At 72.6% G+C, this 22,701-nt stretch carries 20 protein-coding genes; 15 read left to right on the top strand and 5 right to left on the bottom strand.

The features are described 5' to 3' along the window. Positions 1–41: 41 nt before the first annotated feature. The 3 genes from J2X64_RS02435 to J2X64_RS02425 form a co-directional block, all read right to left on the bottom strand. Entirely contained in the window at positions 42–1,505 is a 1,464-nt protein-coding gene (locus tag J2X64_RS02435) for a S8 family serine peptidase (RefSeq protein ID WP_310149085.1), read from the bottom strand. 139 nt (positions 1,506–1,644) lie between these two features. After that, positions 1,645–2,829 carry a hypothetical protein gene (locus J2X64_RS02430; protein WP_310149083.1) on the bottom strand — a complete coding sequence of 395 codons (1,185 nt, stop codon included), beginning with the start codon at positions 2,827–2,829 and terminating at the stop codon, positions 1,645–1,647. Next, a complete protein-coding gene (locus J2X64_RS02425) occupies positions 2,819–3,373 on the bottom strand; it encodes a SigE family RNA polymerase sigma factor (protein WP_310149080.1) in 555 nt (184 codons plus the stop codon). The genes J2X64_RS02430 and J2X64_RS02425 overlap by 11 nt, the downstream gene beginning before the upstream one ends. Positions 3,374–3,414: 41 nt before the next feature. On the opposite strand from J2X64_RS02425, the gene J2X64_RS02420 reads away from it, so the two are divergent. From J2X64_RS02420 to J2X64_RS02400, 5 genes are all read left to right on the top strand, one after another. Then, positions 3,415–4,602: a cysteine desulfurase family protein gene (locus J2X64_RS02420; protein WP_310149078.1), complete on the top strand. Its 1,188-nt coding sequence runs from the start codon at positions 3,415–3,417 to the stop codon at positions 4,600–4,602. Continuing rightward, positions 4,602–5,687: a tRNA 2-thiouridine(34) synthase MnmA gene (mnmA, locus tag J2X64_RS02415; protein WP_310149075.1), complete on the top strand. Its 1,086-nt coding sequence runs from the start codon at positions 4,602–4,604 to the stop codon at positions 5,685–5,687. The genes J2X64_RS02420 and mnmA overlap by 1 nt, the downstream gene beginning before the upstream one ends. Positions 5,688–5,713: 26 nt before the next feature. Further along, a complete protein-coding gene (locus tag J2X64_RS02410; protein ID WP_310149073.1) occupies positions 5,714–6,112 on the top strand; it encodes an MmcQ/YjbR family DNA-binding protein in 399 nt (132 codons plus the stop codon). 79 nt (positions 6,113–6,191) lie between these two features. Continuing rightward, positions 6,192–7,178: a methionine synthase gene (locus tag J2X64_RS02405; RefSeq protein WP_310149070.1), complete on the top strand. Its 987-nt coding sequence runs from the start codon at positions 6,192–6,194 to the stop codon at positions 7,176–7,178. Positions 7,179–7,185: 7 nt separating this feature from the next. After that, positions 7,186–8,196, top strand: coding sequence for a DMT family transporter (locus J2X64_RS02400; protein WP_310149067.1), 1,011 nt, complete (start codon positions 7,186–7,188; stop codon positions 8,194–8,196). Between the two features lie 87 nt (positions 8,197–8,283). On the opposite strand, the gene J2X64_RS02395 is transcribed toward J2X64_RS02400, so the two are convergent. Beyond that, positions 8,284–9,786 carry a long-chain fatty acid--CoA ligase gene (locus J2X64_RS02395; protein ID WP_310149064.1) on the bottom strand — a complete coding sequence of 501 codons (1,503 nt, stop codon included), beginning with the start codon at positions 9,784–9,786 and terminating at the stop codon, positions 8,284–8,286. Positions 9,787–9,951: 165 nt separating this feature from the next. Here J2X64_RS02395 and ligA point away from each other — a divergent pair, with 165 nt between their 5' ends. The 3 genes from ligA (at position 9,952) to J2X64_RS02380 (ending at position 14,113) form a co-directional block, all read left to right on the top strand. Continuing rightward, on the top strand, positions 9,952–12,162 hold the full coding sequence (ligA, locus tag J2X64_RS02390; RefSeq protein WP_310149062.1) for an NAD-dependent DNA ligase LigA: 2,211 nt from the start codon (positions 9,952–9,954) through the stop codon (positions 12,160–12,162). Then, the gene (locus tag J2X64_RS02385; protein WP_310149059.1) at positions 12,159–12,605 is read left to right on the top strand and encodes a DinB family protein; all 447 of its coding nucleotides are present in this window, start codon (positions 12,159–12,161) and stop codon (positions 12,603–12,605) included. Before ligA ends, J2X64_RS02385 begins: the two co-directional genes overlap by 4 nt. Positions 12,606–12,718: 113 nt before the next feature. Further along, on the top strand, positions 12,719–14,113 hold the full coding sequence (locus J2X64_RS02380) for a tannase/feruloyl esterase family alpha/beta hydrolase (RefSeq protein ID WP_310149057.1): 1,395 nt from the start codon (positions 12,719–12,721) through the stop codon (positions 14,111–14,113). Between the two features lie 123 nt (positions 14,114–14,236). On the opposite strand, the gene J2X64_RS02375 is transcribed toward J2X64_RS02380, so the two are convergent. Then, entirely contained in the window at positions 14,237–14,995 is a 759-nt protein-coding gene (locus J2X64_RS02375) for a FadR/GntR family transcriptional regulator (protein WP_310149055.1), read from the bottom strand. Positions 14,996–15,150: 155 nt separating this feature from the next. Between J2X64_RS02375 and J2X64_RS02370 the strand changes: the two genes are divergently transcribed. From J2X64_RS02370 to smpB, 7 genes are all read left to right on the top strand, one after another. After that, on the top strand, positions 15,151–15,684 hold the full coding sequence (locus tag J2X64_RS02370; RefSeq protein ID WP_310149052.1) for a gluconokinase: 534 nt from the start codon (positions 15,151–15,153) through the stop codon (positions 15,682–15,684). Next, positions 15,681–17,096, top strand: coding sequence for a gluconate:H+ symporter (locus J2X64_RS02365; protein ID WP_310149048.1), 1,416 nt, complete (start codon positions 15,681–15,683; stop codon positions 17,094–17,096). The genes J2X64_RS02370 and J2X64_RS02365 overlap by 4 nt, the downstream gene beginning before the upstream one ends. 100 nt (positions 17,097–17,196) lie before the next feature. Beyond that, positions 17,197–18,315 (top strand): peptide chain release factor 2, encoded by a 1,119-nt coding sequence (prfB, locus tag J2X64_RS02360; RefSeq protein ID WP_310149046.1) that lies wholly within the window; start codon positions 17,197–17,199, stop codon positions 18,313–18,315. Between the two features lie 675 nt (positions 18,316–18,990). Further along, positions 18,991–19,680 (top strand): cell division ATP-binding protein FtsE, encoded by a 690-nt coding sequence (gene ftsE, locus J2X64_RS02355; RefSeq protein WP_310149042.1) that lies wholly within the window; start codon positions 18,991–18,993, stop codon positions 19,678–19,680. Further along, on the top strand, positions 19,680–20,585 hold the full coding sequence (gene ftsX / locus J2X64_RS02350) for a permease-like cell division protein FtsX (protein WP_310149039.1): 906 nt from the start codon (positions 19,680–19,682) through the stop codon (positions 20,583–20,585). The genes ftsE and ftsX overlap by 1 nt, the downstream gene beginning before the upstream one ends. Before the next feature lie 103 nt (positions 20,586–20,688). After that, the gene (locus J2X64_RS02345; RefSeq protein WP_310149036.1) at positions 20,689–22,038 is read left to right on the top strand and encodes a peptidoglycan DD-metalloendopeptidase family protein; all 1,350 of its coding nucleotides are present in this window, start codon (positions 20,689–20,691) and stop codon (positions 22,036–22,038) included. Between the two features lie 123 nt (positions 22,039–22,161). Continuing rightward, positions 22,162–22,629, top strand: a complete 468-nt coding sequence (gene smpB, locus J2X64_RS02340) for an SsrA-binding protein SmpB (RefSeq protein ID WP_310149034.1) — start codon at positions 22,162–22,164, stop codon at positions 22,627–22,629. The last annotated feature ends 72 nt before the right edge of the window (positions 22,630–22,701 follow it).

The following is a 22,701-nucleotide window of genomic DNA, read 5'->3' as shown; positions in this document are numbered from 1 at the left end:
CCTCACGGGTCCGGGGGCTCCGCGGCGATGCCGCTGGGCTGTCAGCGGATCGCGTTCGCGGCGGCCACGACGTCGACCAGGCCGTGGCCCTTGTCGAAGCTCGTCGTGCCGTTGGTGCCCGGCTCGTAGGGAGCGCCGTCGGCGTACTTGTGCGCGGTGGACTCGATCGCGGCCTCCACCTGCGCCGGCGTCGCGCCCGGGTTGGCCTGGAAAAGCTGGGCGACGATGCCCGAGATCATCGGTGTGGCCATCGAGGTGCCGGAGATCGTGTTGTAGTCGCCGCCGTCCCTCGGGTCGAGGCCCGTGCTGCACACGGGCAGGTAGATCCGGCAGGACGACGTGATGTTCTCGCCGGGCGCGGAGATGTCGGGGTACGTCGACTGGTCGCCGCGCTTGCCCCGCGAGGAGAAGTCCGAGACGGTCCCGTCGCGGGTGCCGGTGTCCTGGTCGTTGTACGACGCGACCGAGATGATGCCGGGGGTCGGGTCCATGCCGGGCGGGTTCGACAGGCTCGCCGAGCCGTCACCGCCGTCGTTGCCGTTGGCCCAGACCGTGACCACTCCCTGCTTGACCAGCTCGCGCTGCAGCTTGACCGTCGCCGAGCTCGGGTCGAAGGCGCCACCGCCGCTGGGGCCGTAGGAGTTCGACGTCACCTTGATGGGCGGGCAGGTACTGGCCGGGACGCCTGCGCCGCAGGGGGCCGCGTGGTTCTCGAGGACCCAGTTGAGGGCGGCGTCGGCCCCGACGATGAACAGGGCGGCGCCGGTGCTGATCGACACCAGGCTCGAGCCGGGTGCGGCGCCGTGCATCTTCGTGCCGTCGGAGAGCGTGACGTCGCGACCCGCCACGATGCCGTTGACGTGCATGCCGTGGCCGCCCACCGAGAGCAGGTCGGTGTCGGCCGGCCCGGCGTCGACCGGTGCGCAGAAGCTCTCGGTCAGGGGCTCGCAGACCATCTTGAGGTTCTCCACCACGGCCGAGCTGCCGTCGGGGTTCTTGAGGAACGGGTGCGAGGGGTCGACGCCGGAGTCGATGACGGCCACCGACACACCCCGGCCGTCGAGCTTGCTGCCGTCGGCGCCGACCAGGGTGCTGCGGGCCTCGTCGCCCCGGGTCGCCTGGTTCGCGGTGGCGAGGTTCATGGTGATCGGCTGGTTGCCCTCGACGTAGGTCACGCCGGGCTGGGCGCGCACCGCCTGCACCTGGGCGGGGAGGCCGGTCGCGACGACGACGCCGATCGCGCGGAACGTCGTCACCTGCCGCAGCCCGGCGGCCTGGACCGCCTTCGTCGCTGCGGCCGTGTCGGTGCCGTGCACCAGCACCGTCGTCGGGGTGGCCGACCGCAGCAGGCCGAGCTGGTCGGCGAGCCACGGTTGGACGGGGGCGAGGGTCTGGCCGGCGGGCAGCAACCCGGCTGAGGCGGGGGTCGCTGCCAGCACGGAGGCGAGGGCGCAGGAGGCGGCTGCAGCCACGAGGGTCGTGCGGGACGTCGTGAGCGAGCGCATGGGATCCCTTCCGGAGCGGGACCAGCGCTGTCGATGGTCCCTCTACCGGGCCCAACGACCCCCTCGGCACCCGGTTACGGACCGACCGGGTAAAGACCGGGCAAAGCGGGCGCCCCGGCGCGGGGGTGCGCGCGGCCTGTCACTGCAGGACGCCGATGCCTCCCGCCCGTCCCTGGAACCGGGCGTCGAACCCGACCACCTGGTCCGGGCGGCCCTCGACGAGGACGGCGAACGGCGTGAACGGCAGTCCGCTCTGCCCGGCTGCGACCGGCCGGCCCACCCGGGCCCCACCGGTGACCCTCACCGTGGGCGCCGAGGCCCCTTCGGGCAGCACACCCCACACCAGGGTCCTCCCGTCGGAGAGCGGCACCCGTGCCCAGCCATAGGCGGACTCCGGGTCGGGCCCCTGCAGCCGCAGCTCCCGACCCGTCTGGCCGACCGGCGTCGCCGCACCACCGTGCGGTTCGAGCTGCGCTGTGCCACCGAGCATGGCCTGGAAGGAGATCGTGAACGAGACGGCGGCGCGTGCCGCCGTGGTCGTCGACGGCGGCCCGGTCACGGTGACGTCGTAGGGCGGAAGGAGCGACGGCACCTCACCCGCCATGTCGAGGGCGAACCCTGCGCCGGCCGACCCGCCCTCACCGACCGACCAGGTAGGCAGGCCCGCGTCGTGGGTGAGCCACCCGACGTCCGTGGCGACCGCCTCGCCCGCAGGCGGTTGGGTGAAGGAGACGACGTATGCCGTGAAGTCACCCGCGGCGGCAGTGGCGACGCTGTGCGGGGCCATGTTCCCGCCGTCAGCAGGCCGGTAGACGATCTTCTCGGCGCCGCGCGGTGCCACGCCGACCAGGACCGGCTGGCCGGCGGTGCCGATGACCTGGCGCCAGACCGCACCGCTGCGCAGCACGGCGGCCTCGGCAGGGGTGCCCGGCACGCCGTGCTCCGTGACGCGCACCGTCATGACGCCACCGGCCACCGACACGGCATACGAGCCACCCTCGACGCGGATGGTGGCCCGGCCGGACAGGTCGGCATGCTGGGGGAACCAGCCGGCGAGGCCGCTGACCGGGCCGTCGATCGTGGTGGACGACGAGCGCAGGGTCGAGGGTGCGGTCGCCGCAGGTGCGGTGGCGGGGCGGCCCTGCCCGCTCAGCGCGACGGCGGCGGCAACGACGGCGGCTGCGCCCGCGAGCCCCACGGCCGCGCCGAGGCGGCGTCGGCGCACCCGGGCGCGGCCCAGTGCGGTCACTGCGGCGAGGTCCACGGTCATGGCCGGTGCGGGGTCGGTGCGCAGGCGGTCGAGCAGGTCGAGGTCACTGGACACGGGCTTCCCCCTTGTCGTCGATGAGGGCGCGCAGCCGCTCCAGGCCGCGCGAGGACGAGGACTTCACGGTGCCGACGCTCACGCCGAGGAGGTCCGCGACCGCCCGCTCGGACAGGTCGGCGTAGTGGCGCAGCACCACCACCTCGCGCTCGCGCTGCGGCAGCGCCTGCAGGGCCCGGACCAGGTCGACGCGGTCGCCGGAGGTGCCGTCAGCGGGGCGGGGCTGGTCGCGGACCTCCTCGACGAGCACGAGCCGGCGGTCCCGCCGCCACTGGCTCACCACGTGGTTGCGCAGCACGCGGTGGCAGTACGCCTCGGGCTCCTCGAGCCGGACCCGGGGCCACACGACGTAGACGCGCACGAGCGCCTCCTGCGCCGCGTCCTCGGCCCGGGCGGCGTCCCCCGTGAGGAGCCACGCCGTCCGCAGCAGCCGGGGGAGCGCACGCTCCGCGAACTGCTCGAACGACCCGTCGTCCCGCGGCCCACCGCCACACCCCCTGCGCCGAAGTCTGCCGCGTGTGCGGCTGCCGTACCCGACGCCCACGCCGTCCGGAAGGTTGAGCGGTCGACCCGTAAACTTTGCGAGTGCCCGCGTACCTCGACCATGCCGCCACGACGCCCCTGCGCGCGTCGGCGCTCGCGGCCATGACCGAGCAGCTGCAGGTCACTGGCAATGCCTCCTCGCTGCACACCGCCGGCCGCCGCGCCCGCCGCGTGGTCGAGGAGTCGCGCGAGCAGCTCGCCCGGGCCCTCGGCGCCCGCCCCTCCGAGGTCGTCTTCACCTCCGGCGGCACCGAGTCCGACAACCTCGCCGTCGCGGGGACGTTCGCCGCCCGTCGCGAGGCTGACCCGGCCCGCGTCCGCATCGTTGCCAGCGGCATCGAGCACCACGCCGTCCTCGACTGCGTCGAGCACCTGGTGACCCACGAGGGCGCCAAGGTCACGTGGGTCGAGCCCGACGAGCTCGGGGTCGTCAGCGCGGAGGCCGTCCGCGCGGCGATCAGCGACGACCCCGGATCGGTCGCGCTGGTCACCGTGATGTGGGCCAACAACGAGGTCGGCACCGTGCAGCCAGTGGCCGAGATCGCCGCGGTGGCGCACGAGCACGGCATACCGGTCCACACCGACGCGGTGCAGGCGGTCGGTCACGTGCCCGTCGACTTCGCCGCCAGCGGCGTCGACCTGATGACGGTCACCGCGCACAAGCTGGGCGGCCCGGTCGGCGTCGGCGCCCTCGTCGCCCGGCGCGACGCGGTCCTCACGCCGCTGACGTTCGGCGGGGGACAGGAGCGCCAGGTCCGCAGCGGCACCCTCGACACCCCGGCGATCCGCGCGTTCGCCGTCGCGGCGCAGGAGGCGGTGGCCGAGCTCGACGCCGAGGCGCGGCGGCTCGTCGCGCTGCGTGACCGCCTCATCGAGGGGGCGCTCGACCTCGGCTACGGCATCACGGTCGGGGGAGCGTGGCAGCCCGGCGACGCCACCGGCCGCCTGCCCGGCAACGTGCACCTGCTCGTGCCCGGCTGCGAGGGGGACTCGCTGCTCTACCTGCTCGACGCCGCCGGTGTGGAGTGCTCGACGGGTTCGGCGTGCCAGGCCGGCGTGCCGCGGCCCTCGCACGTGCTGCTCGCGATGGGCCTCTCGGCGGAGCGGGCCCGTGGCGCGCTGCGGCTGACGCTCGGCCACACGTCCACCGACGCGGACGTCGACGCGGTGCTCGCCGCCATCCCCACGGCCGTCGAGCGCGCCCGCCGGGCGAGCGGGTGGGCAGGCTGATGCGCGTCGTCGCCGCGATGTCGGGCGGGGTCGACTCGGCGGTCGCCGCCGCCCGGATGCTCGATGCGGGCCACGAGGTCGTCGGCGTCCACCTGGCGCTGTCGCAGTCGGCCGCGACCCTGCGCGAGTCCGCGCGCGGCTGCTGCACCATCGAGGACGCCGGGGACGCACGGCGGGTGGCCGACGTCCTGGGCATCCCGTTCTACGTCTGGGACATGGCCGAGCGGTTCCGCCGCGACGTGGTCGAGGACTTCGTCGCCGAGTACTCCGCCGGCCGCACGCCCAACCCGTGCCTGCGCTGCAACGAGAAGATCAAGTTCGCCGCCCTGCTCGACAAGGCGCTCGCGCTCGGCTTCGACGCGGTTGCCACCGGCCACTACGCCCAGGTCGTCGAGCGGCCGGACGGCACCCGCGAGCTGCACCGGGCGGTCGACGCGGCCAAGGACCAGTCGTACGTCCTCGGCGTGCTCGACGCCGACCAGCTGGCGCGCGCCTTCTTCCCCCTCGGCGACACCGCCAAGCCGCAGATCCGTGAGGAGGCGCGCGAGCGCGGCTTCTACGTCGCGAACAAGCCGGACTCCCACGACATCTGCTTCATCAGCGACGGCGACACCCGCGGCTGGCTCGCCCAGCGGCTGGGGGAGCAGCCCGGCGAGGTCGTCGACGCGGTGTCCGGCGAGGTGGTCGGGACGCACACCGGCGCCTACGCGTACACGGTCGGGCAGCGGCGCGGGCTGGGGCTCGACCGTTCCTCGCTGGACGGCACCCCGCGCTACGTCGTCGACGTGGACACCGCCGACAACCGGGTCACCATCGGGACCGCCGAGCTGCTCGGCGTCGACGCGGTCCGCGGCGACCACGCGCGCTGGTGCGGCACGGCGCCCGAGGGCGTGGTCGAGGTGGGCGCGCAGGTCCGGGCCCACGGCGAGGAGGTGCCGGCGACGGCCTGGGCCGACGGCGACGAGGTGCAGGTACGCCTCGCGTCCCGGCTGCGCGGCGTCGCGCCGGGGCAGTCCGTGGTGCTCTACGACGGCACGAGGGTCGTGGGATCCGCCACGATCGCCTCCGCGTGGCTGGAGCGCTGAGCGCCGGTATGCCGGACCGTCCGGAGGTGCCTGACCGCACCATCCACGACGGGTCGCCGCTGGCGAGGGTGCGGGCCCTGTGCCTCGCCCTCCCAGGCACCGAGGAGCGCGCGTCCCACGGCGAGGCGACCTGGTTCGCGGGCGGCCGCAGGGCCTTCGTCATGGCCGCGGACCGGCACCACGACGACCGGGTCGCGTTCTGGGCCGCGGCGCCCGACGGGGCACAGGAGGCGCTGGTGCGCGAGGACCCGCGCCGGTGGTTCCGCCCGCCCTACGTCGGGCACCGCGGCTGGGTGGGTGCCTGGCTCGACGTCGAGGACGTCGACTGGGACCGCGTCGAGGAGGTCGTCGAGGACGCCTGGCGCTGCGTCGCCCCGAAGCGCCTCCTCGCCGAGCACGACGCCTCGGGCCCGGCCGGCGCCTGACGTCCCCCGTGGCCGTGGCCGGTCACCCTCCCGCCCCCCGGCCTCGCCCGGTGTCGGAGGGCGTCGCTAGCCTCCATCCGTGGCACGTGCGACCGGCATCGGATCCCTTCCCGGCACCGACGTCCGGGAGGCGCTCAAGGGCGTCCGCGAGGTCCTGGGCGACGGGCACCTGCCCTACCTGCCAGAGCTCCCCGCGCGCGGCCCCGGCGCCGACATGGTGGGCCGCGGTGCGGCGCTCCTCGTGGAGCTCCCGGTCGACCTGCAGCCGTCGGGCTGGCGGTTCGTGGACCGGCCGGGGCGCGACGCCGAGCGGGCCGCCGCCTACCTCCGCCAGGACCTCGACGAGCTGGCCGAGGCGTTCGACGGCTACGAGGGCGACCTCAAGGTGCAGGTCACGGGCCCGTGGACCCTGGCCGCCGCCGTCGAGCTCAACCGCGGTGAGAAGGCCGTCTCCGACGAGGGGGCCGTCCGCGACCTCGTCGGCTCCCTGTCCGAGGGCCTGCGCGTGCACCTCGCGCGCGTACAGGCCCTGGTCCCCGGGGCCCGGCTCGTCCTGCAGGTCGACGAGCCGTCCCTGCCCGCGGTGCTGGCGGGCCGGCTCAGCACGGCGAGCGGCTACGGGCACCTGCGTGCGGTCGACCCCCAGGTCGTGGCCACCGGGCTGCGCGACGTCCTCGCCGCCGCGCCCGAGGGCACGGTGACCGTCGTGCACTGCTGCGACCCCGGCATACCGCTGCCCCTGCTGCGCCAGACCGGCACCGGCGCCATCGCGCTCGACACGACTGGGCTCACCCCCCAGCGCTGGGAGTCGGTCGCGGCGACCGTCGAGTCCGGTGTCGCCGTGTGGGCCGGGTGCCTGCCCACCGACGGGTCGGGCACCGCGCGTGCGGCGGCGGCCGCCGTGGAGCGCGGCTGGACCGACGCCGGTATGCCGCGTGCCGGGCTGCGCGACCTCGTCGCCACCCCCGCGTGCGGGCTCGCCGGGCTCACACCCGAGGGGGCCTGGCGCGTTCTACGCGCAGCGGTCGACGTGGCCGCGGAATGGTCCGAACGAGCCGAGAGTTGACGCCCCAGTGAGCAGCACCGTCGCCGCCCCACCCAGGACCCCCGACACGACCACGCCGGCCGCGCCCCGGGTGCCCTGGCAGGCCAAGTACCTCCTCCTCGCCCTCATCTGGGGCTCGAGCTTCCTGCTCATGAAGGTCGGGCTGCGCACCATGGCGCCGCTGCAGATCTCCGGGCTGCGCATCCTGGCTGGCACGCTGACCCTGCTCATGCTGCTGTCGGTCACGGGCGGCCGGCTGCCGCGCGAGCCGCGCGTGTGGGGACACCTCGCCGTGTCGGGCGTGTTCCTGACGGCGCTGCCGTTCAGCCTCTTCGCCGCGGGGGAGGAGCGCGTCTCCTCCGCCCTGGCCGGCATCGGCAACGCCACGACGCCGTTGGCCGCCGTCTTCTTCGCGCTGGTCCTGCTGCCCACCGACAGGCTGTCGCCGCGCAAGCTCGCCGCGGTGCTGCTCGGCTTCGTCGGGGTCGTCGTCATCATGCAGCCGTGGGAGTCCGCGGGGCGGCCCGACCTGCTGGGCTTCGGCATGACGCTGGTCGCCGGCGCCTGCTACGGCCTCGGCTGGACGTACAACCGCCGGTTCCTCGGCAAGGCAGACCTGGGCGGCCTGTCGATGCCGACGGCCCTGCTGCTGGTCGGGACCGCCCTCATGGTGCCGGTGCTCCTGGTCTGGTGGCTGCTGCACCGCGACGCGTACGCCGCTCCCTGGTCCGGCCACGCCGACCCGTCGGGCGGTGGCTGGGTGCTGCCGCTGCTCGCCGTCCTCGCCCTCGGCGTCGTCGGCACGGGCCTGGCCTACATGCTCCAGTTCGACGTCGTCCGCGGCGCGGGCGCGACGGTGAGCACCACGGTGACCTACCTCATCCCCGTGGTGTCCGTCGTCCTCGGCGTCGCGGTCCTCGGCGAGCACCTCGCGTGGCCGCAGCTCGTCGGCGCCGCGGTCGTGCTCGCCTCGGCCGTCGTCATCGGCCTCCCGGCCCGCTCGCGCAAAACGGCAGTTGCGGACGTGAAACGGCCCTAGGGAACTGCCGTTTCGTGCCAGCAACTGCCGTTTCGCGAGGGGCTGTCCGGACCAGTCCTGCGGAGCGTCAGCCAGTGGGGGACCCTGTCAGGCGTCGGCGGGCTTGCTGACCTCGCGGCGCAGGATCTTGCCGGTCGCGGTCTTGGGCAGCTCGTCGACCTGCCAGATGTGCCGCGGGTACTTGTAGGCCGCGATGTTGTCCTTGACGAACTGCCTGACGTCCTCGAGCGTCGCGGTCGCACCCGGGCGCAGCGCCACGGCCGCGCCGACCTCCTCGCCGAGCAGGTCGTCGGGCACGGAGACCACGGCCGCCTCGACGACGTCGGGGTGCTGGTAGAGCACCTCCTCGACCTCGCGCGGGTACACGTTCATGCCGCCGCGCAGGATCATGTCCTTCTTGCGGTCGACGATCGTGTAGTAGCCGTCCTCGTCGACGGTGGCGAGGTCGCCGGTGCGGAACCAGCCGTCCGGGATCGCCTCCTTGGTCGCCTCGGGCTTGTTCCAGTAGCCCTTCATCACGTTGTCGCCGCGGATCGCGATCTCGCCGACACCCTCGCCGGGGCCGACGTCCTGGCCGTCCATGCCGACGAGCTTCATCTCGCAGCCGGGGATCGCGACGCCGATCGTGCCGGGCTTGCGCTCGCGGTCGGGCATGTTGAACGACGCGACCGGGGAGGTCTCCGACAGGCCGTACCCCTCGAGGATGATGCAGCCGAACTTGTCCTCGAACGCCTTCTGCACCTCGTGCGGCATGGCCGACCCGCCCGAGCAGCAGACCCGCAGCGACGAGGCGTCCATCCCGTCCGAGCGGGGGTGGTTGAGGATCGCGGCATACATCGTCGGCACGCCGAGCATGATCGTGACGCGCTCCTTCTCGATCACCTCGATCGCCTTCTCGGGGTCGAACCGGGGGATGAGCGCCAGCGACGCGCCCGCGACCACGGCGGCCTGCAGGCCCACGACGAGCCCGAACACGTGGAACAGCGGCAGGCAGCCCATGACGACGTCCTCGGGGCTGGTGTGCTGGATGTCGACGGAGCTGCGCTTGGCGTTGAGGTGGATGTTGGAGTGGGTGAGCTGGGCGCCCTTGGGCCGACCCGTGGTGCCCGAGGTGTAGAGGATGAGCGCGTCGTCGTCGTCCGCGCGCTCGGTGGGCGCTGCGATCGGCTCGCCGCCGGGCAGGACGCCGTCGACGGGGCCGAGCGGCGTGCACTGCACGATGGTCGTACCCGAGTTCTGTGCCCCCTTGGTGGCCTCCTCGACGAAGTCGGGCCAGACGAACGCGACCTTGGCGCCGGAGTCGGTGAAGAAGTAGTCGATCTCGCCCGACTTGAGCAGCGGGTTCATCGGCACGACCACGCCACCGGCGAGCAGGATGCCGTAGAACACCACCGGGAACGCCGGCACGTTCGGCAGGATGATCGCCACCCGGTCGCCTGGCTCGACGCCGGCCGCCCGCAGCTGCCCTGCCACCTTCGCCGCCATGGCGTGGAGCTGGCCGTAGCTGATGCTGTTGCCGTCGATGCGGATCGCCGACTGCTCGGGGGTCCGCTGGGCGGTGGTGGTCAGGTCGGTGGCGATGTTGGTCATCGGGGGCGCTCCACTCCGTCGGGGACGTTTGGCTGCATCCTCCCTGCTCGCGCGGGCTTTGGCTACGGATCCGCGGTATGCCGGGGGGCTGCCACCCGGGACAACGCACTGGCCGCGTGCCGCGTGCCCGCCGTCGCGGGCGGGACGTCGGTGGGGTGCGGCAGGATGAGGCGCGTGAGTGAGAACGGCTCGAGCGCTGCTGCCCCCGACACCCTCGTCTCCGAGGTCGTGCCCGAGGGGGCGCGGCACGAGTGGGCCGACCTCGCCGACCGGGCCAGCGCCGCCCAGTTCGCCTACCACGTCAAGGACGCGCCGACGATCAGCGACGCCGAGTACGACCAGCTGATCCGCCGCCTGGGCGAGCTGGAGGAGGAGTACCCCGAGCTGCGCTCGCCCGAGAGCCCGACCCAGCAGGTCGGGGGTGCGGTGTTCTCGACCGACTTCCAGGCCGTCGACCACCTCGAGCGGATGCTGTCGCTGGACAACTGCTTCTCGCCCGAGGAGCTGGCGCAGTGGGCGGGGCGGGTCGAGCGCGACGCCGGCACCACCGACTTCCATTACCTCTGCGAGCTCAAGATCGACGGGCTCGCGGTCAACCTGCTCTACGAGAACGGCCGGCTCACGCGCGCGCTGACCCGTGGCGACGGCCGCACGGGCGAGGACGTCACCAACAACGTCAGGACGATCGACGGCATACCGCACCAGCTCGAGGGCACCGACCACCCGGCGAGGGTGGAGGTCCGCGGCGAGGTGTACTTCCCGGTCGAGGCGTTCGCCGACCTCAACGCCTCGCTCGTCGAGGCCGGCAAGGCGCCCTACGCCAACCCCCGCAACACGGCGGCGGGGTCGCTGCGGCAGAAGGACCCCCGGGTCACGGCGAGCCGCGGGCTGCGGATGCTGGTGCACGGCATCGGGTTCCGCGAGGGCTTCGACCTCACCCGGCAGTCCGAGGCGTACGAGCTGTTCCGCGCCTGGGGGCTCCCGATCTCGACGCACTTCAAGGTGCTCTCGACGGTCGCCGAGGTGCAGGAGTACGTCGCGTACTACGGCGAGCACCGGCACAGCGTCGAGCACGAGCTCGACGGGATCGTCGTCAAGGTCGACGAGGTCGCGCTCCAGCGCCGGCTGGGGTCGACGTCGCGGGCTCCCCGGTGGGCGATCGCGTACAAGTACCCGCCGGAGGAGGTCAACACCAGGCTCCTCGACATCCAGGTCAACGTCGGCCGCACCGGGCGGGTGACTCCGTTCGGCGTCATGGAGCCGGTCGTGGTCGCCGGCTCGACCGTCGAGCGCGCCACGCTGCACAACGCCGACGAGGTCAAGCGCAAGGGCGTGCTGATCGGCGACACCGTGGTGCTGCGCAAGGCCGGTGACGTCATCCCCGAGATCCTCGGGCCGGTCGTGGACCTGCGTGACGGCACCGAGCGCGCGTTCGTCATGCCGACGCACTGCCCGTCCTGCGGCACCGAGCTGCGCCCGGAGAAGGAGGGCGACAAGGACATCCGCTGCCCCAACGCCCGCACCTGTCCCTCGCAGCTGCGCGAGCGCCTGGCCGGGCTCGCGGGCCGGGGAGCCTTCGACATCGAGGCGCTCGGCTGGGAGGGCGCGGGGGCGCTGCTCGACTCCGGGGTGATCGAGGACGAGAGCGGGCTGTTCGGGCTGCGCGACGAGGACATCGCCCGCGTGGCGCTCTTCACCCGGGCGGCGAAGAAGAGCGACCCCGAGGACGCCGTCGTCGACGGCCGCGTGCTGTCCGCCAACGGTGCCCGGCTCGTCGCCAACCTCGAGCAGGCCAAGACCCAGCCGCTGTGGCGCGTCCTGGTGGCGCTGTCGATCCGACACGTCGGCCCGACCGCGGCGCGGGCGCTCGCCCAGCACTTCGGCACGATGCAGGCGATCCGCGACGCCTCCCGTGAGGAGCTCGCGGGGGTCGAGGGTGTCGGTGGTGTCATCGCCGACGCCGTCCGCGACTGGTTCGACGGCGAGGGCAACGACTGGCACGTGCGCATCGTCGAGCAGTGGGCTGCCGACGGCGTGCGGATGGAGGACGAGCGCGACGAGTCCGTCGAGCAGACGCTCACCGGCATGACCGTCGTCGTGACCGGCTCGCTCGAGGGCTTCAGCCGCGACGAGGCCAAGGAGGCGATCCTGGCCCGCGGTGGCAAGGCGTCCGGGTCGGTGTCGAAGAAGACCGACTGGGTCGTCGTGGGAGAGAACGCCGGGTCCAAGGAGGACAAGGCCCGCGAGCTCGGCCGTCCCATCCTCGACGAGGCCGGCTTCCGGCAGCTGCTCGAGACCGGCACGGCCACCCCTGTGGGAGGGTCGGCGGACGTGGCGGCGCAGCCTGCCGACGATGAGGCGGGGGAGGACGCATGATCACGGCCGAGGTGTACCTGCGGTTCTGCGACGAGGCGCTCGTGGCGATGCGCGACATCGTCACCGAGCTCGGCGACGACCTGGCGAACCGGCGGCCCGACCTGCCCGGCGCCAACAGCCCGTTCCAGATCCTCACGCACTGCCTCGGCGTGTGCGCGACGTGGGCGTCGACGATCAACCTCCACCGGCTTGTGCCGCGGGACCGCGCCGGCGAGTTCACCGCGAGCGGACCGGTCGCCGAGCTTGCCGCTGCCACCGACGCCCTGCGCGCCGACTTCGCACGCTGGGTGCGGGCGGCGAGCCCCGACCAGCCTCCCGCGCACCCCGAGGGCGGGGACGAGTACGCCACGCAGGGCGAGGTGCTGCTGCACGTGTACGAGGAGCTGGCCCAGCACCGTGGCCAGCTCGAGATCACCCGCGACCTCCTGCGCGCGACGGCCTAAACCCGCCGGGCGACCGAACGGCATACCTGCACGTCAGGGGCACACCGGGCACGCGGGCACTGTGTGCCGCCCCCACATTGAGCCCCCTGCGGGCCGCGCGAACGATGGCCCCCATGCGCCCGACAACGACGTCACGCCGGCGGTACGCCGCCCTCGCCACCTCCGCAGCGCTCGCCCTCGGCACCGCGCTGCTCACCGCCGGCCCTGCGGCCGCCGACAAGCCGCAGGGTGCGCACTGTGCCCGCGAGTCCACGATCCGCGTCCCCGGCGCGGAGGTCCAGAAGACCGCCTGCCTCGAGGACCTCACCACGGCCGGGACCACCAAGACCGGCCACACGAACCCGAGCGACTGGGCCGGCCTCAACGCACCCGGCACGGTGAACCCGACCGGCGTCCCCGGCATCCAGGTCGACGGCTACTTCCCCGACACCTCGACGTCGAACACCGACAACGGCTGGAACCACGACAGCCAGTTCGTCCTGCGCATCCCCGACCACTGGAACGGCGGCCTCGTCGTCAGCGGCTCGCCGGGCAACCGCGCCCAGTACGCCAACGACTTCATCATCAGCGACTGGGTGCTCTCCAAGGGCTACGCGTTCGCCGCCACGGACAAGGGCAACGTCGGGTTGAAGTTCTACGACGACGGCTCTTCGCCCGGCGGCTCGGTCCGTGAGTGGAACAGCCGGGTCACCCAGCTCACCATCGCCTCGAAGAAGGTCCTCAAGCAGGTCTACGCCAAGGCGCCGGCGAGGACGTTCATGTTCGGCATCTCCAACGGCGGCTACCTCACCCGGTGGCAGCTGGAGAACCGTCCCGACCTCTACGACGGCGGCCTGGACTGGGAGGGCACCCTCTTCCGCGCGGACGGCCCGAACCTGTTCACCTACCTGCCGACCGCGCTGAAGAACTACCCGGCGTATGCCGCGACCGGCGACCAGGCGGCCCACGACGCGATGATCGCGGCCGGGTTCGTGCCGGGGTCGGAGTTCCTGTGGCCGTTCCACTACTCGGTGTACTGGGACCTCACCCAGCGCATCTACCGCGAGGAGTTCGACCCGTCCTACGACGGCGACCTCAAGGCGGGCACGCCGTTCTGCGCCAGCGGTACCCCGGCCTGCGACGCCGACTACGACTACGCCTCGCGGCCGCAGTCGGTGAAGGACGCCGTCGCGAGCGTCCAGCTGACCGGTCGGGTGGGCAAGCCGCTCATCACCGTCCAGGGCTCGCTCGACACGCTGCTGCCACCGAGGACCGACGCGGACGTCTACGACCGGCTCATCGACGCCGCCGGCCGGGGTGACCTGCACCGGTACTACACGATCACCGACGGCACCCACACCGACGGCCTGTATGCCGCGTTCCCGGACAAGCTGCGCCCGCTGCTGCCGTGCGCGCAGTCCGGCTTCGACGCGCTCACCGCGTGGGTGGACCGGGGCGTCGAGCCCCCATCCGACCGGACCTACCCGCGGCCCGCGAGCGGCGACCTGGTCAACACCTGCCCGCTCTGAGTGGCTGGACGCCCCGAAGGCGGGGTCACGCCCTGACGCGCTGGGTGACGCTGCGAGCGGCTGCCCCGGCGGGTCAGGGCGCTCCGACCATGCTGAGAGACCGAGGCCGCCGGCCCCCGGGAGTCACTCCCGGGCGTCGGCGGCCTTGATCGCGAGCAGGGCCGAGCTCGCCTCGTCGATGATCGCCCGCATGGCCGCCGAGGCCGCCTGCGGGTCGCCGCTGCCGATCGCCTCCGCCACGTCGCCGTGCAGGCGGATCGCAGCCGGGTTGGGGTTGGTCGGCATGAGGCGGTGGTGGGTGCGGCCGGCCAGCACCTCGGAGACCACCGTCGACAGCGCCGCGAGCATCTCGTTGCCCGAGGCCTGGAGCATCGTCGTGTGGAACAGGGTGTCCGCGACCAGGTAGCCCTCGAGGTCCTGCGCCTTGGCGTGCACGCCCATCTGCACCACGGCACCCACCATGGCGCCGCACTGCTCCGGCGTGGCCCGCTGGGCCGCGAGCTCGGCGGCGACGGGCTCGAAGCCCCGGCGCAGCTCGCCGAGGGAGACCAGCTGGTCCTCCCGGCCCGGCCCGGCCAGCCGCCACCGGATCACCCGCGGGTCGAAGACGTTCCACTGGTCGCGCGGGCGCACCCGCACCCCGAGCCGGCGCCGGGTCTCCACCAGCCCCATCGAGGCGAGCACCCGGACCGCCTCCCGCACGACGGAGCGGGACACGCCGAAGCGGGCGTCGAGCTGGTCGATGCGCAGGACCTCGCCGACCGCCACCTCGCCGCCGACGATCTGCGCCCCGAGCGCGTCCAGCACGCTGGCGTGCAGGCCCGGCTCCGCGCCGACCGGCGGGCGTGCGGGCGGGGCAGGGGAGTCGGCGCTGCGCGGCATGCCCACAAGCGTGCCAGACCACCGTCTTGTGCCGTGATCGCGACCACTAAGTCAGATTTATTGCTCATAAACTCTTGTCAAACCGGTTCTGATGCGTCACCGTGGACGGCGATGCGGCTCGACGACGAGCCCGGAGCCGGACGAAGGAGTTCGCGATGACCTCGACCTCACCCCCACCCCCACCGCTGGTGGTCGTCATGGGGGTCTCCGGCTCCGGCAAGACGACCGTTGGTGCCGCGCTCGCCCAGCGGCTCCGGGTGCCGTTCGCCGACGCGGACGACTTCCACCCCGAGGCCAACATCGCCAAGATGTCGGCCGGCGTCCCGCTCGACGACGACGACCGACGCCCGTGGCTGGAGTCGATCGCCGCCTGGCTCGCCGAGCACGAGTCCACCGGTGGGGTGGCCAGCTGCTCGGCGCTCAAGCGCTCCTACCGCGACATCCTCGCCGCGCAGGCGCCCCGGACGACGTTCCTGCACCTCCACGGTGACCGGGACGTGCTGGCCCAGCGGGTGGCGGCGCGCCCGGCCCACTTCATGCCGGCCGCCCTCATCGACAGCCAGTTCTCCACGCTCGAGCCGCTCCAGCCGGACGAGCACGGCGCGGTCCTCGACGTCGCCCACCCCGTCGACGACCTCGTCACCGAATCCCTCTCCCTCCTCACCTCGAAGGACATCCACACCGCATGACCACCGACCTGCTCCCGACGCTGCACCTGCTCGCAGCCTCGCCGGCGGCCGATGCACCGGCCATCCCGGCCGCCCGGCTCGTGCCCGCCGCCCTCATCGGCATCGCCGTGATCGTCCTGCTGATCACGAAGTTCAAGCTGCACCCGTTCCTGGGCCTGACGATCGGCTCGCTGGCCGTCGGCGCCGTGGCCGGCGTCGCCATGTCCGACGTCATCGACAGCTACACCAAGGGCTTCGGGTCGACCGCGGCCAGCGTGGGCACCCTGATTGCCCTGGGCGCCATGTTCGGCAAGCTGCTCGTCGACTCCGGCGGCGCCGACGAGATCGTCGACACCATCGTGGGCCGTTCCTCGGCGCGCACCCTGCCGTGGGCGATGGCCGGCGTCGGTGCGCTCATCGGACTGCCGATGTTCTTCGAGATCGGCCTCGTCCTGCTGATGCCCGTCATCTTCCTCGTCGCCCGTCGCTCGGGGCTGTCGATCATCAAGGTCGGCATCCCGGCCCTCGCCGGCCTGTCGGCGATGCACGGCCTCGTGCCGCCGCACCCCGGCCCGCTCGTGGCGATCGACGCGCTCAAGGCCAACCTGGGGATCACCCTCGGCCTCGGCGTGCTCGTGGCGGTGCCGACCGTCGCCATCGCCGGGCCGCTGTTCGCCCGGTTCGCCGGCCGCTGGGTCGACGCCGCCACCCCCGAGCTGTACTCGACCCCAGAGGACGAGGAGCGCGAGGGCGGCAAGCTGGTCCGCCGTCCGTCCTTCGGCGTCACCCTCTTCGCCGTGCTCACCCCCGTCGTGCTCATGATGGGCAAGGCGCTGGCCGACATCTTCGCCGCCGACGGCAACGCCGTGCGCACCGTGCTCGACTTCCTGGGCACGCCGCTGGTGGCCCTGCTCATCGCCGTCATCGTCGGGTTCTTCACCCTCGGCCGGGGCGCGGGCATGGGCACCCGTGCGCTCGCCACCTCCATGGAGAAGTCGCTGCCCCCCATCGCGGGCATCATCCTCATCGTCGCCGCGGGCGGTGGCTTCAAGCAGACCCTCGTCGACACCGGCATCGGCAAGCTCGTCGCCCAGTGGGTCGAGGGCAGCGGGATCTCCGTGCTCCTGCTCGCCTGGGTGGTGGCGGTCCTCATCCGCCTCGCCACCGGCTCGGCCACCGTCGCCACCGTCACCGCCTCGGGCATCCTGGCCCCGCTCGCGGCCGGCATGAGCACCGGCGAGGTCTCGCTCCTCGTGCTCGCGATCGGCGCCGGCTCGGTGTTCTTCTCCCACGTCAACGACGCCGGCTTCTGGCTGGTCAAGGAGTACTTCGGCCTGTCGGTCGGCCAGACCATCAAGTCGTGGTCGCTGATGGAGACCGTGCTGTCGGTGACCGGGCTCGTGTTCGTCCTCGTGCTGGGCCTGGTGGTCTAGCCGCAGTCCCGCCCCAGGAACGTCGTGTGTGCCGCGTGGAGCCTCCACGCGGCACACACGCGTCCGGGGCCCGGACGCAGGTGCCCTAGGCTTGACCCTCGTGGCGACCGACTTTTCCCAGGAGATCAAGGACCTTCGCAGCACCATGGACTCGGTGCGCGAGGTGACCGACCTCGAGGCCCTCCGGGCGCAGATCAAGGACCTCGAGGCCAAGTCCGGCGCACCCGACCTCTGGGACGACCCCGAGGCCGCCCAGCAGGTCACCTCCGCCCTCTCCCGGGCCAACGCCGAGTACGAGCGGGTCACCGGGATGGACTCCCGGATCGACGACCTCGAGGTGCTGGTCGAGATGGGCACCGAGGACGGCGGCGACGCGGCCACCATGGCCGAGGCCGAGACCGAGCTGGCCTCCCTGAAGAAGGCCGTCGCCGAGCTGGAGGTCCGCACCCTGCTGTCGGGGGAGTACGACGAGCGCGAGGCCGTCGTCACCATCCGTGCCGGTGCCGGTGGCGTCGACGCCGCGGACTTCGCCGAGATGCTCATGCGGATGTACCTGCGCTGGGCCGAGCGCCACGGCTACCCGACCAAGGTCATGGACACGTCCTACGCCGAGGAGGCCGGGCTGAAGTCCGCGACCTTCGAGGTCAACGTGCCGTATGCCTTCGGCAACCTCTCGGTCGAGGGCGGCACGCACCGGCTGGTCCGGATCAGCCCGTTCGACAACCAGGGCCGGCGCCAGACGAGCTTCGCCGCCGTCGAGGTCATCCCGCTCATCGAGTCGACCGACTCCATCGACATCCCCGAGAACGAGATCAAGGTCGACGTCTTCCGCAGCTCGGGCCCCGGTGGCCAGTCGGTCAACACCACCGACTCCGCGGTCCGGATGACGCACATCCCGACCGGCATCGTCGTCTCGATGCAGAACGAGAAGAGCCAGATCCAGAACCGCGCCGCCGCCCTGCGCGTGCTCCAGTCCCGGCTGCTGCTCCAGAAGCAGGCCGAGGAGGCTGCCGCGAAGAAGGAGATGGCCGGCGACATCAAGGCGAGCTGGGGCGACCAGATGCGCTCCTACGTCCTCCAGCCCTACCAGATGGTCAAGGACCTGCGCACCGAGTACGAGGTCGGCAACCCCTCTGCCGTCTTCGACGGCGACATCGACGGCTTCATCGAGGCCGGGGTCCGCTGGCGCAAGGAGCAGGAGAAGGCCGCCCAGGCCTGACCCCACCCACGACGCCGGCTCGTGGGTGGGGTCAGGCCAGGACCCACCCCGACGGCACCGTGGGGTGGGTCCGACGGCTCACCGCGAGGAGCGGCCCTGCTGTGCCAGCGCGAGGGCCTCGGGACCCTCGAAGGCGTTCGGGGTCCCGGACCCGTCGAGGGCCAGGTCCCGCAGGCTGCCGGTCACGTAGTCGCCCCAGGCGGTGTGGCACACCGTGTAGCACTCCGCGGCAGGGGTGAGTCCCTCGTGCGTGAAGACGAGCTCGGTGCCCTCGTCCGTCGCCCGGATGTCGAAGCGGACGGTGGTCCCGTTCCACTCCTTCTGGTCCTCGGGGAAGCTGAGCCAGCTGTCCAGCGTCAGCCAGGTGACGCCGAGACGGTGTGCACCACGTGCGGCACCGTCGTGGCGCGGGACGTGGCAGCGGAGCCGGGGCCCGGGATGCCCCTGGAGTACCTCGAGGACAAGCGCGCCCGCCGAGCGGGGCGTGCCGCACCGCCTGCACGGCGCTGACCGGGCGTCCGGCAGCCGCTCCGTCGGCCCGGCGCAACGCCGAGGACCGGCGGCTGCGCGGCATACGGAGGTTGCCGACCTATCCTGCGGTGGTCGTGCGTGGCGCCCCGCGTGCGGCGCGGTATGCCGTTCCCTTCCCCCTCCCGTAAGGCTTCCCCTCCGCGCATGATCCGTTTCGAGAACGTCAGCAAGGTCTACCCGCGGTCCACCCGCCCGGCGCTGAGCGACATCACCCTCGACGTCGAGCGCGGCGAGTTCGTCTTCGTGGTCGGGGCCTCGGGCTCGGGCAAGTCCACCCTCCTGCGGCTCGTGCTCAAGGAGGAGGGCGTCACCCAGGGCAGCGTGCTCGTGGCCGGCCAGGACGTGGGGCGCCTGCCCTCGCGCAAGGTGCCGCGGCTGCGCCGTGAGATAGGGACCGTCTTCCAGGACTTCCGGCTGCTGCCGAACAAGACCGTCTACCAGAACGTCGCCTTCGCCCTGCAGGTCCTCGGGCGCTCGCGCCACGCCATCCGCCAGGTCGTCCCCGAGACGCTGGAGATGGTGGGCCTCGAGGGCAAGGAGAAGCGGCTCCCGCACGAGCTCTCCGGTGGTGAGCAGCAGCGCGTCGCCATCGCCCGCGCGTTCGTCAACAAGCCGCCGATCCTGCTGTGCGACGAGCCGACCGGGAACCTCGACCCCACGACCAGCCTCGACATCGTGCGGCTGCTGGACCGGATCAACCGCACCGGCACCACGATCGTGATGGCCACCCACGACGACGACATCGTCGACCAGCTGCGCAAGCGGGTCGTGGAGCTGCACAACGGTCACGTCGTCCGGGACGAGAACAAGGGCGTCTACGGAGGTGGTCGCTGATGCGCGTGCAGTTCATGCTCAGCGAGATCTGGATCGGCCTGCGCCGCAACGCCTCGATCGCCGTCTCGGTCATGCTCGTCACGATGGTGTCGGTGTACCTCATGGGCATCGGGTTCCTCGCCCAGAGCCAGGTGACCACCCTCAAGGGCTACTGGTACGACCGCATCCAGGTCTCGATCTTCATGTGCGGCAAGGACTCGGTCGACGCCAACTGCCAGGGCAAGGCCGTCACGCCCGAGCAGCGGGACGCCCTCAAGGCGCAGCTCGAGCAGATGAAGCCGCTGGTCAAGAACGTCTACTACGAGTCCGAGCAGCAGGCGTTCGACCGGTTCAAGGAGCAGTACCGCAACTCGCCGCTGTCGGAGTACCTCCAGGTCGGCGACATCCCGCAGAACTTCCGCGTGCAGCTGTCCGACCCCAAGAAGTTCGACGTGGTCGTGAGCGCGTTCGAGGGAGCCCCGGGGGTGGGGCGCGTCCAGGACCAGCAGAAGACGCTCGAGAAGCTGTTCGCGGTGATGAACGTCGTCACCGTCGGCTCGCTGTTCCTCGCGCTGCTCATGGTGCTGTGCTCGGTGCTCCTCATGGCGACCACGATCCGGCAGGCGGCGTTCAGCAGACGCCGCGAGACAGGGATCATGAAGCTCGTCGGCGCCTCGAACTTCACCATCCGGCTGCCCTTCGTCATGGAGACGGTGCTGGCCGCGCTCGGCGGCACCGGCCTGGCGATCGCGGGCCTGTGGGCGACGACCCACTACCTGCTGCCCAAGGTGTCGGCCGTGCTCCAGGACGCGCCCCTCGTGGGCACGAGCGACATCTGGTACGTCGCGCCGTGGCTGGCCGCGCTCATGCTGGTCGTCTCGGTGCTCACCAGCTGGGTGACGCTGCGCCGCTACCTGCGCGTCTGACCCGACCGTGGGCGGCGCGACGAGGGGGCCTCGTCAGCCGTCCGGAGGATCCTGCGTCGCGCTTCCCCCGAAACCGCTGTGGTTTGTGTTACCAATGAGGCCTATGAGCGCGTTCCCCCCGTCTCAGCGTGCCTCGCGGCGGCTCCGCCTGTCCGCCTTCGGCCTCGCCCTCGCCTGCTCCGTCGGCATCGCCGCCCCGTCGGCCGCCCTTCCGCTGGCCGCCACGACGGGCAACGCCGTCGTGGCCCCGGGCGCGACCGACCCGAACAAGGCCAAGAAGCAGGTCGACAAGGAGATCGAGTCGCTCAAGCAGCAGCTCGACGACACCTCGGTCGCCCTGCAGAACACCTACTTCGCCCTGCGCCGCACCCAGGCCGCGCTGCCCGTCGCCCAGGCCACGCTCGACAAGGCGACCGCCGACGTCTCGGCCGCCGACGCGTACAACGACGACATGGCGGTCAAGCTCCAGGTGGCGCAGGCCAACGAGGCCCGCGCGGTCGACGAGCTGAGCTCGACCCGCGCGCAGCTCTCGGCCAGCCGCACCCGCGTCGCGCGGTTCGCCTCCCAGCTCTACCAGGACCAGGGGATGGGGCAGCTGTCGGTCGCGCTCAGCGCCACCACCCCGGACGACTTCGCCAACCGCATCGCCATGAACGACACGGTGATGGACGTCCAGCAGCAGTCGTTGCAGCGGCTCGCGACGGCGCGCGCCGCCGCCACCGCGCAGGAGGCACACATCCGTGCGCTGCGCGAGGACGTCGCCGCGGCGAAGAAGGCCGCCGAGGCCGCCCTCGCCAAGGCCCAGGACGCCCGCGCGAAGGCCGCCGACGCCAAGGCCAAGCTCGACGCGCTCGCCGTCCAGCAAGCCGCGCAGTCCAAGACCCTCGAGGCCCAGAAGGCGAACGAGCGCAAGAGCCTCGACGCCGCCCAGAAGGAGCAGGCCCGCCTGCAGCGGGTCCTCGTCGCCCGCGCCAAGGCGGCGAAGGCCGCGGCCGCCCGGCGGGCCGCCGCGCTGCGCAAGGCGCACAAGCGGGTGCCCTCCGCGCCCCGGGTGAGCGCCCACGGCTTCCTGTCGGCTCCCTCGGACGGCTGGATCTCCAGCGAGTTCGGGATGCGCTTCCACCCGATCCTGCACTACTGGCGCCTGCACGCCGGCCGTGACTACGCGGCCAACTGCGGCACCCCGATCCGCGCCGCCGCGCCGGGCACCGTCATCTCGGCCGGCTGGGCCGGCGGCTACGGCAACCGGATCGAGATCGACCACGGCATCCTGCGAGGTGTCGACCTGGTCACCGCCTACAACCACATGGAGCGCATGGTCGTCCGCAGCGGCCACGTCAGCCGTGGCGAGGTGATCGGCTACGTCGGGACCACCGGCGAGTCCACCGGCTGCCACCTGCACTTCGAGACCTACGAGGACGGCATCCCGAAGGACCCGCGTCGCTGGCTGTGACGCCGGACCACCGGTGACAGGCCGCTCGGGGAAACCTCCGGGCGGCCCCGCTCGTCGGACCGGTAGCGTTGCACCGCCGGTGGCGCGCGACGCGGCACCGGACCGACACGGACAGGAAGAGCAGTGGCCAAGGAACAGGCGCGCAAGGTGGTCGCCAGCAACCGCAAGGCCCGCCACGACTACCTCATCGAGGACACCTACGAGGCGGGTCTGGTCCTCATGGGCACCGAGGTCAAGTCGCTGCGCATGGGCCGGGCCTCGCTCGTGGACGGGTATGCCGCGTGGCGCGGCGACGAGCTGTGGCTCGAGGGCGTCCACATCCCCGAGTACGTCGAGGGCACGTGGACGAACCACACGCCGCGGCGACGCCGCAAGCTGCTGCTGCACCGCGACGAGCTGACCAAGCTCCAGCGCAAGTCCAGCGAGACCGGCCACACCATCGTCCCGCTGAGCCTGTACTTCAAGGACGGCCGCGCCAAGGTCGAGCTCGCGGTCGCCAAGGGCAAGCGGCAGTACGACAAGCGACAGTCGCTGCGGGAGCGCCAGGACCGGCGCGACGCCGAGCGCGCCCTGCACTCCAGGGGGCGGTGACCGTGGCAGGGGGGACGACGCGACACCGGGCCGGGGGGCGGCGTGGCGCGAGGGGGGCGGGTGCCGTCCTCG

The sequence above is a fragment of the Phycicoccus sp. 3266 genome, from assembly GCF_031456495.1.
In the GTDB taxonomy this organism is placed as follows: domain Bacteria; phylum Actinomycetota; class Actinomycetes; order Actinomycetales; family Dermatophilaceae; genus Pedococcus.
The sequence above is the reverse complement of the archived record's forward strand: the minus strand, read 5'-3'. Positions and strand labels throughout refer to the sequence as shown.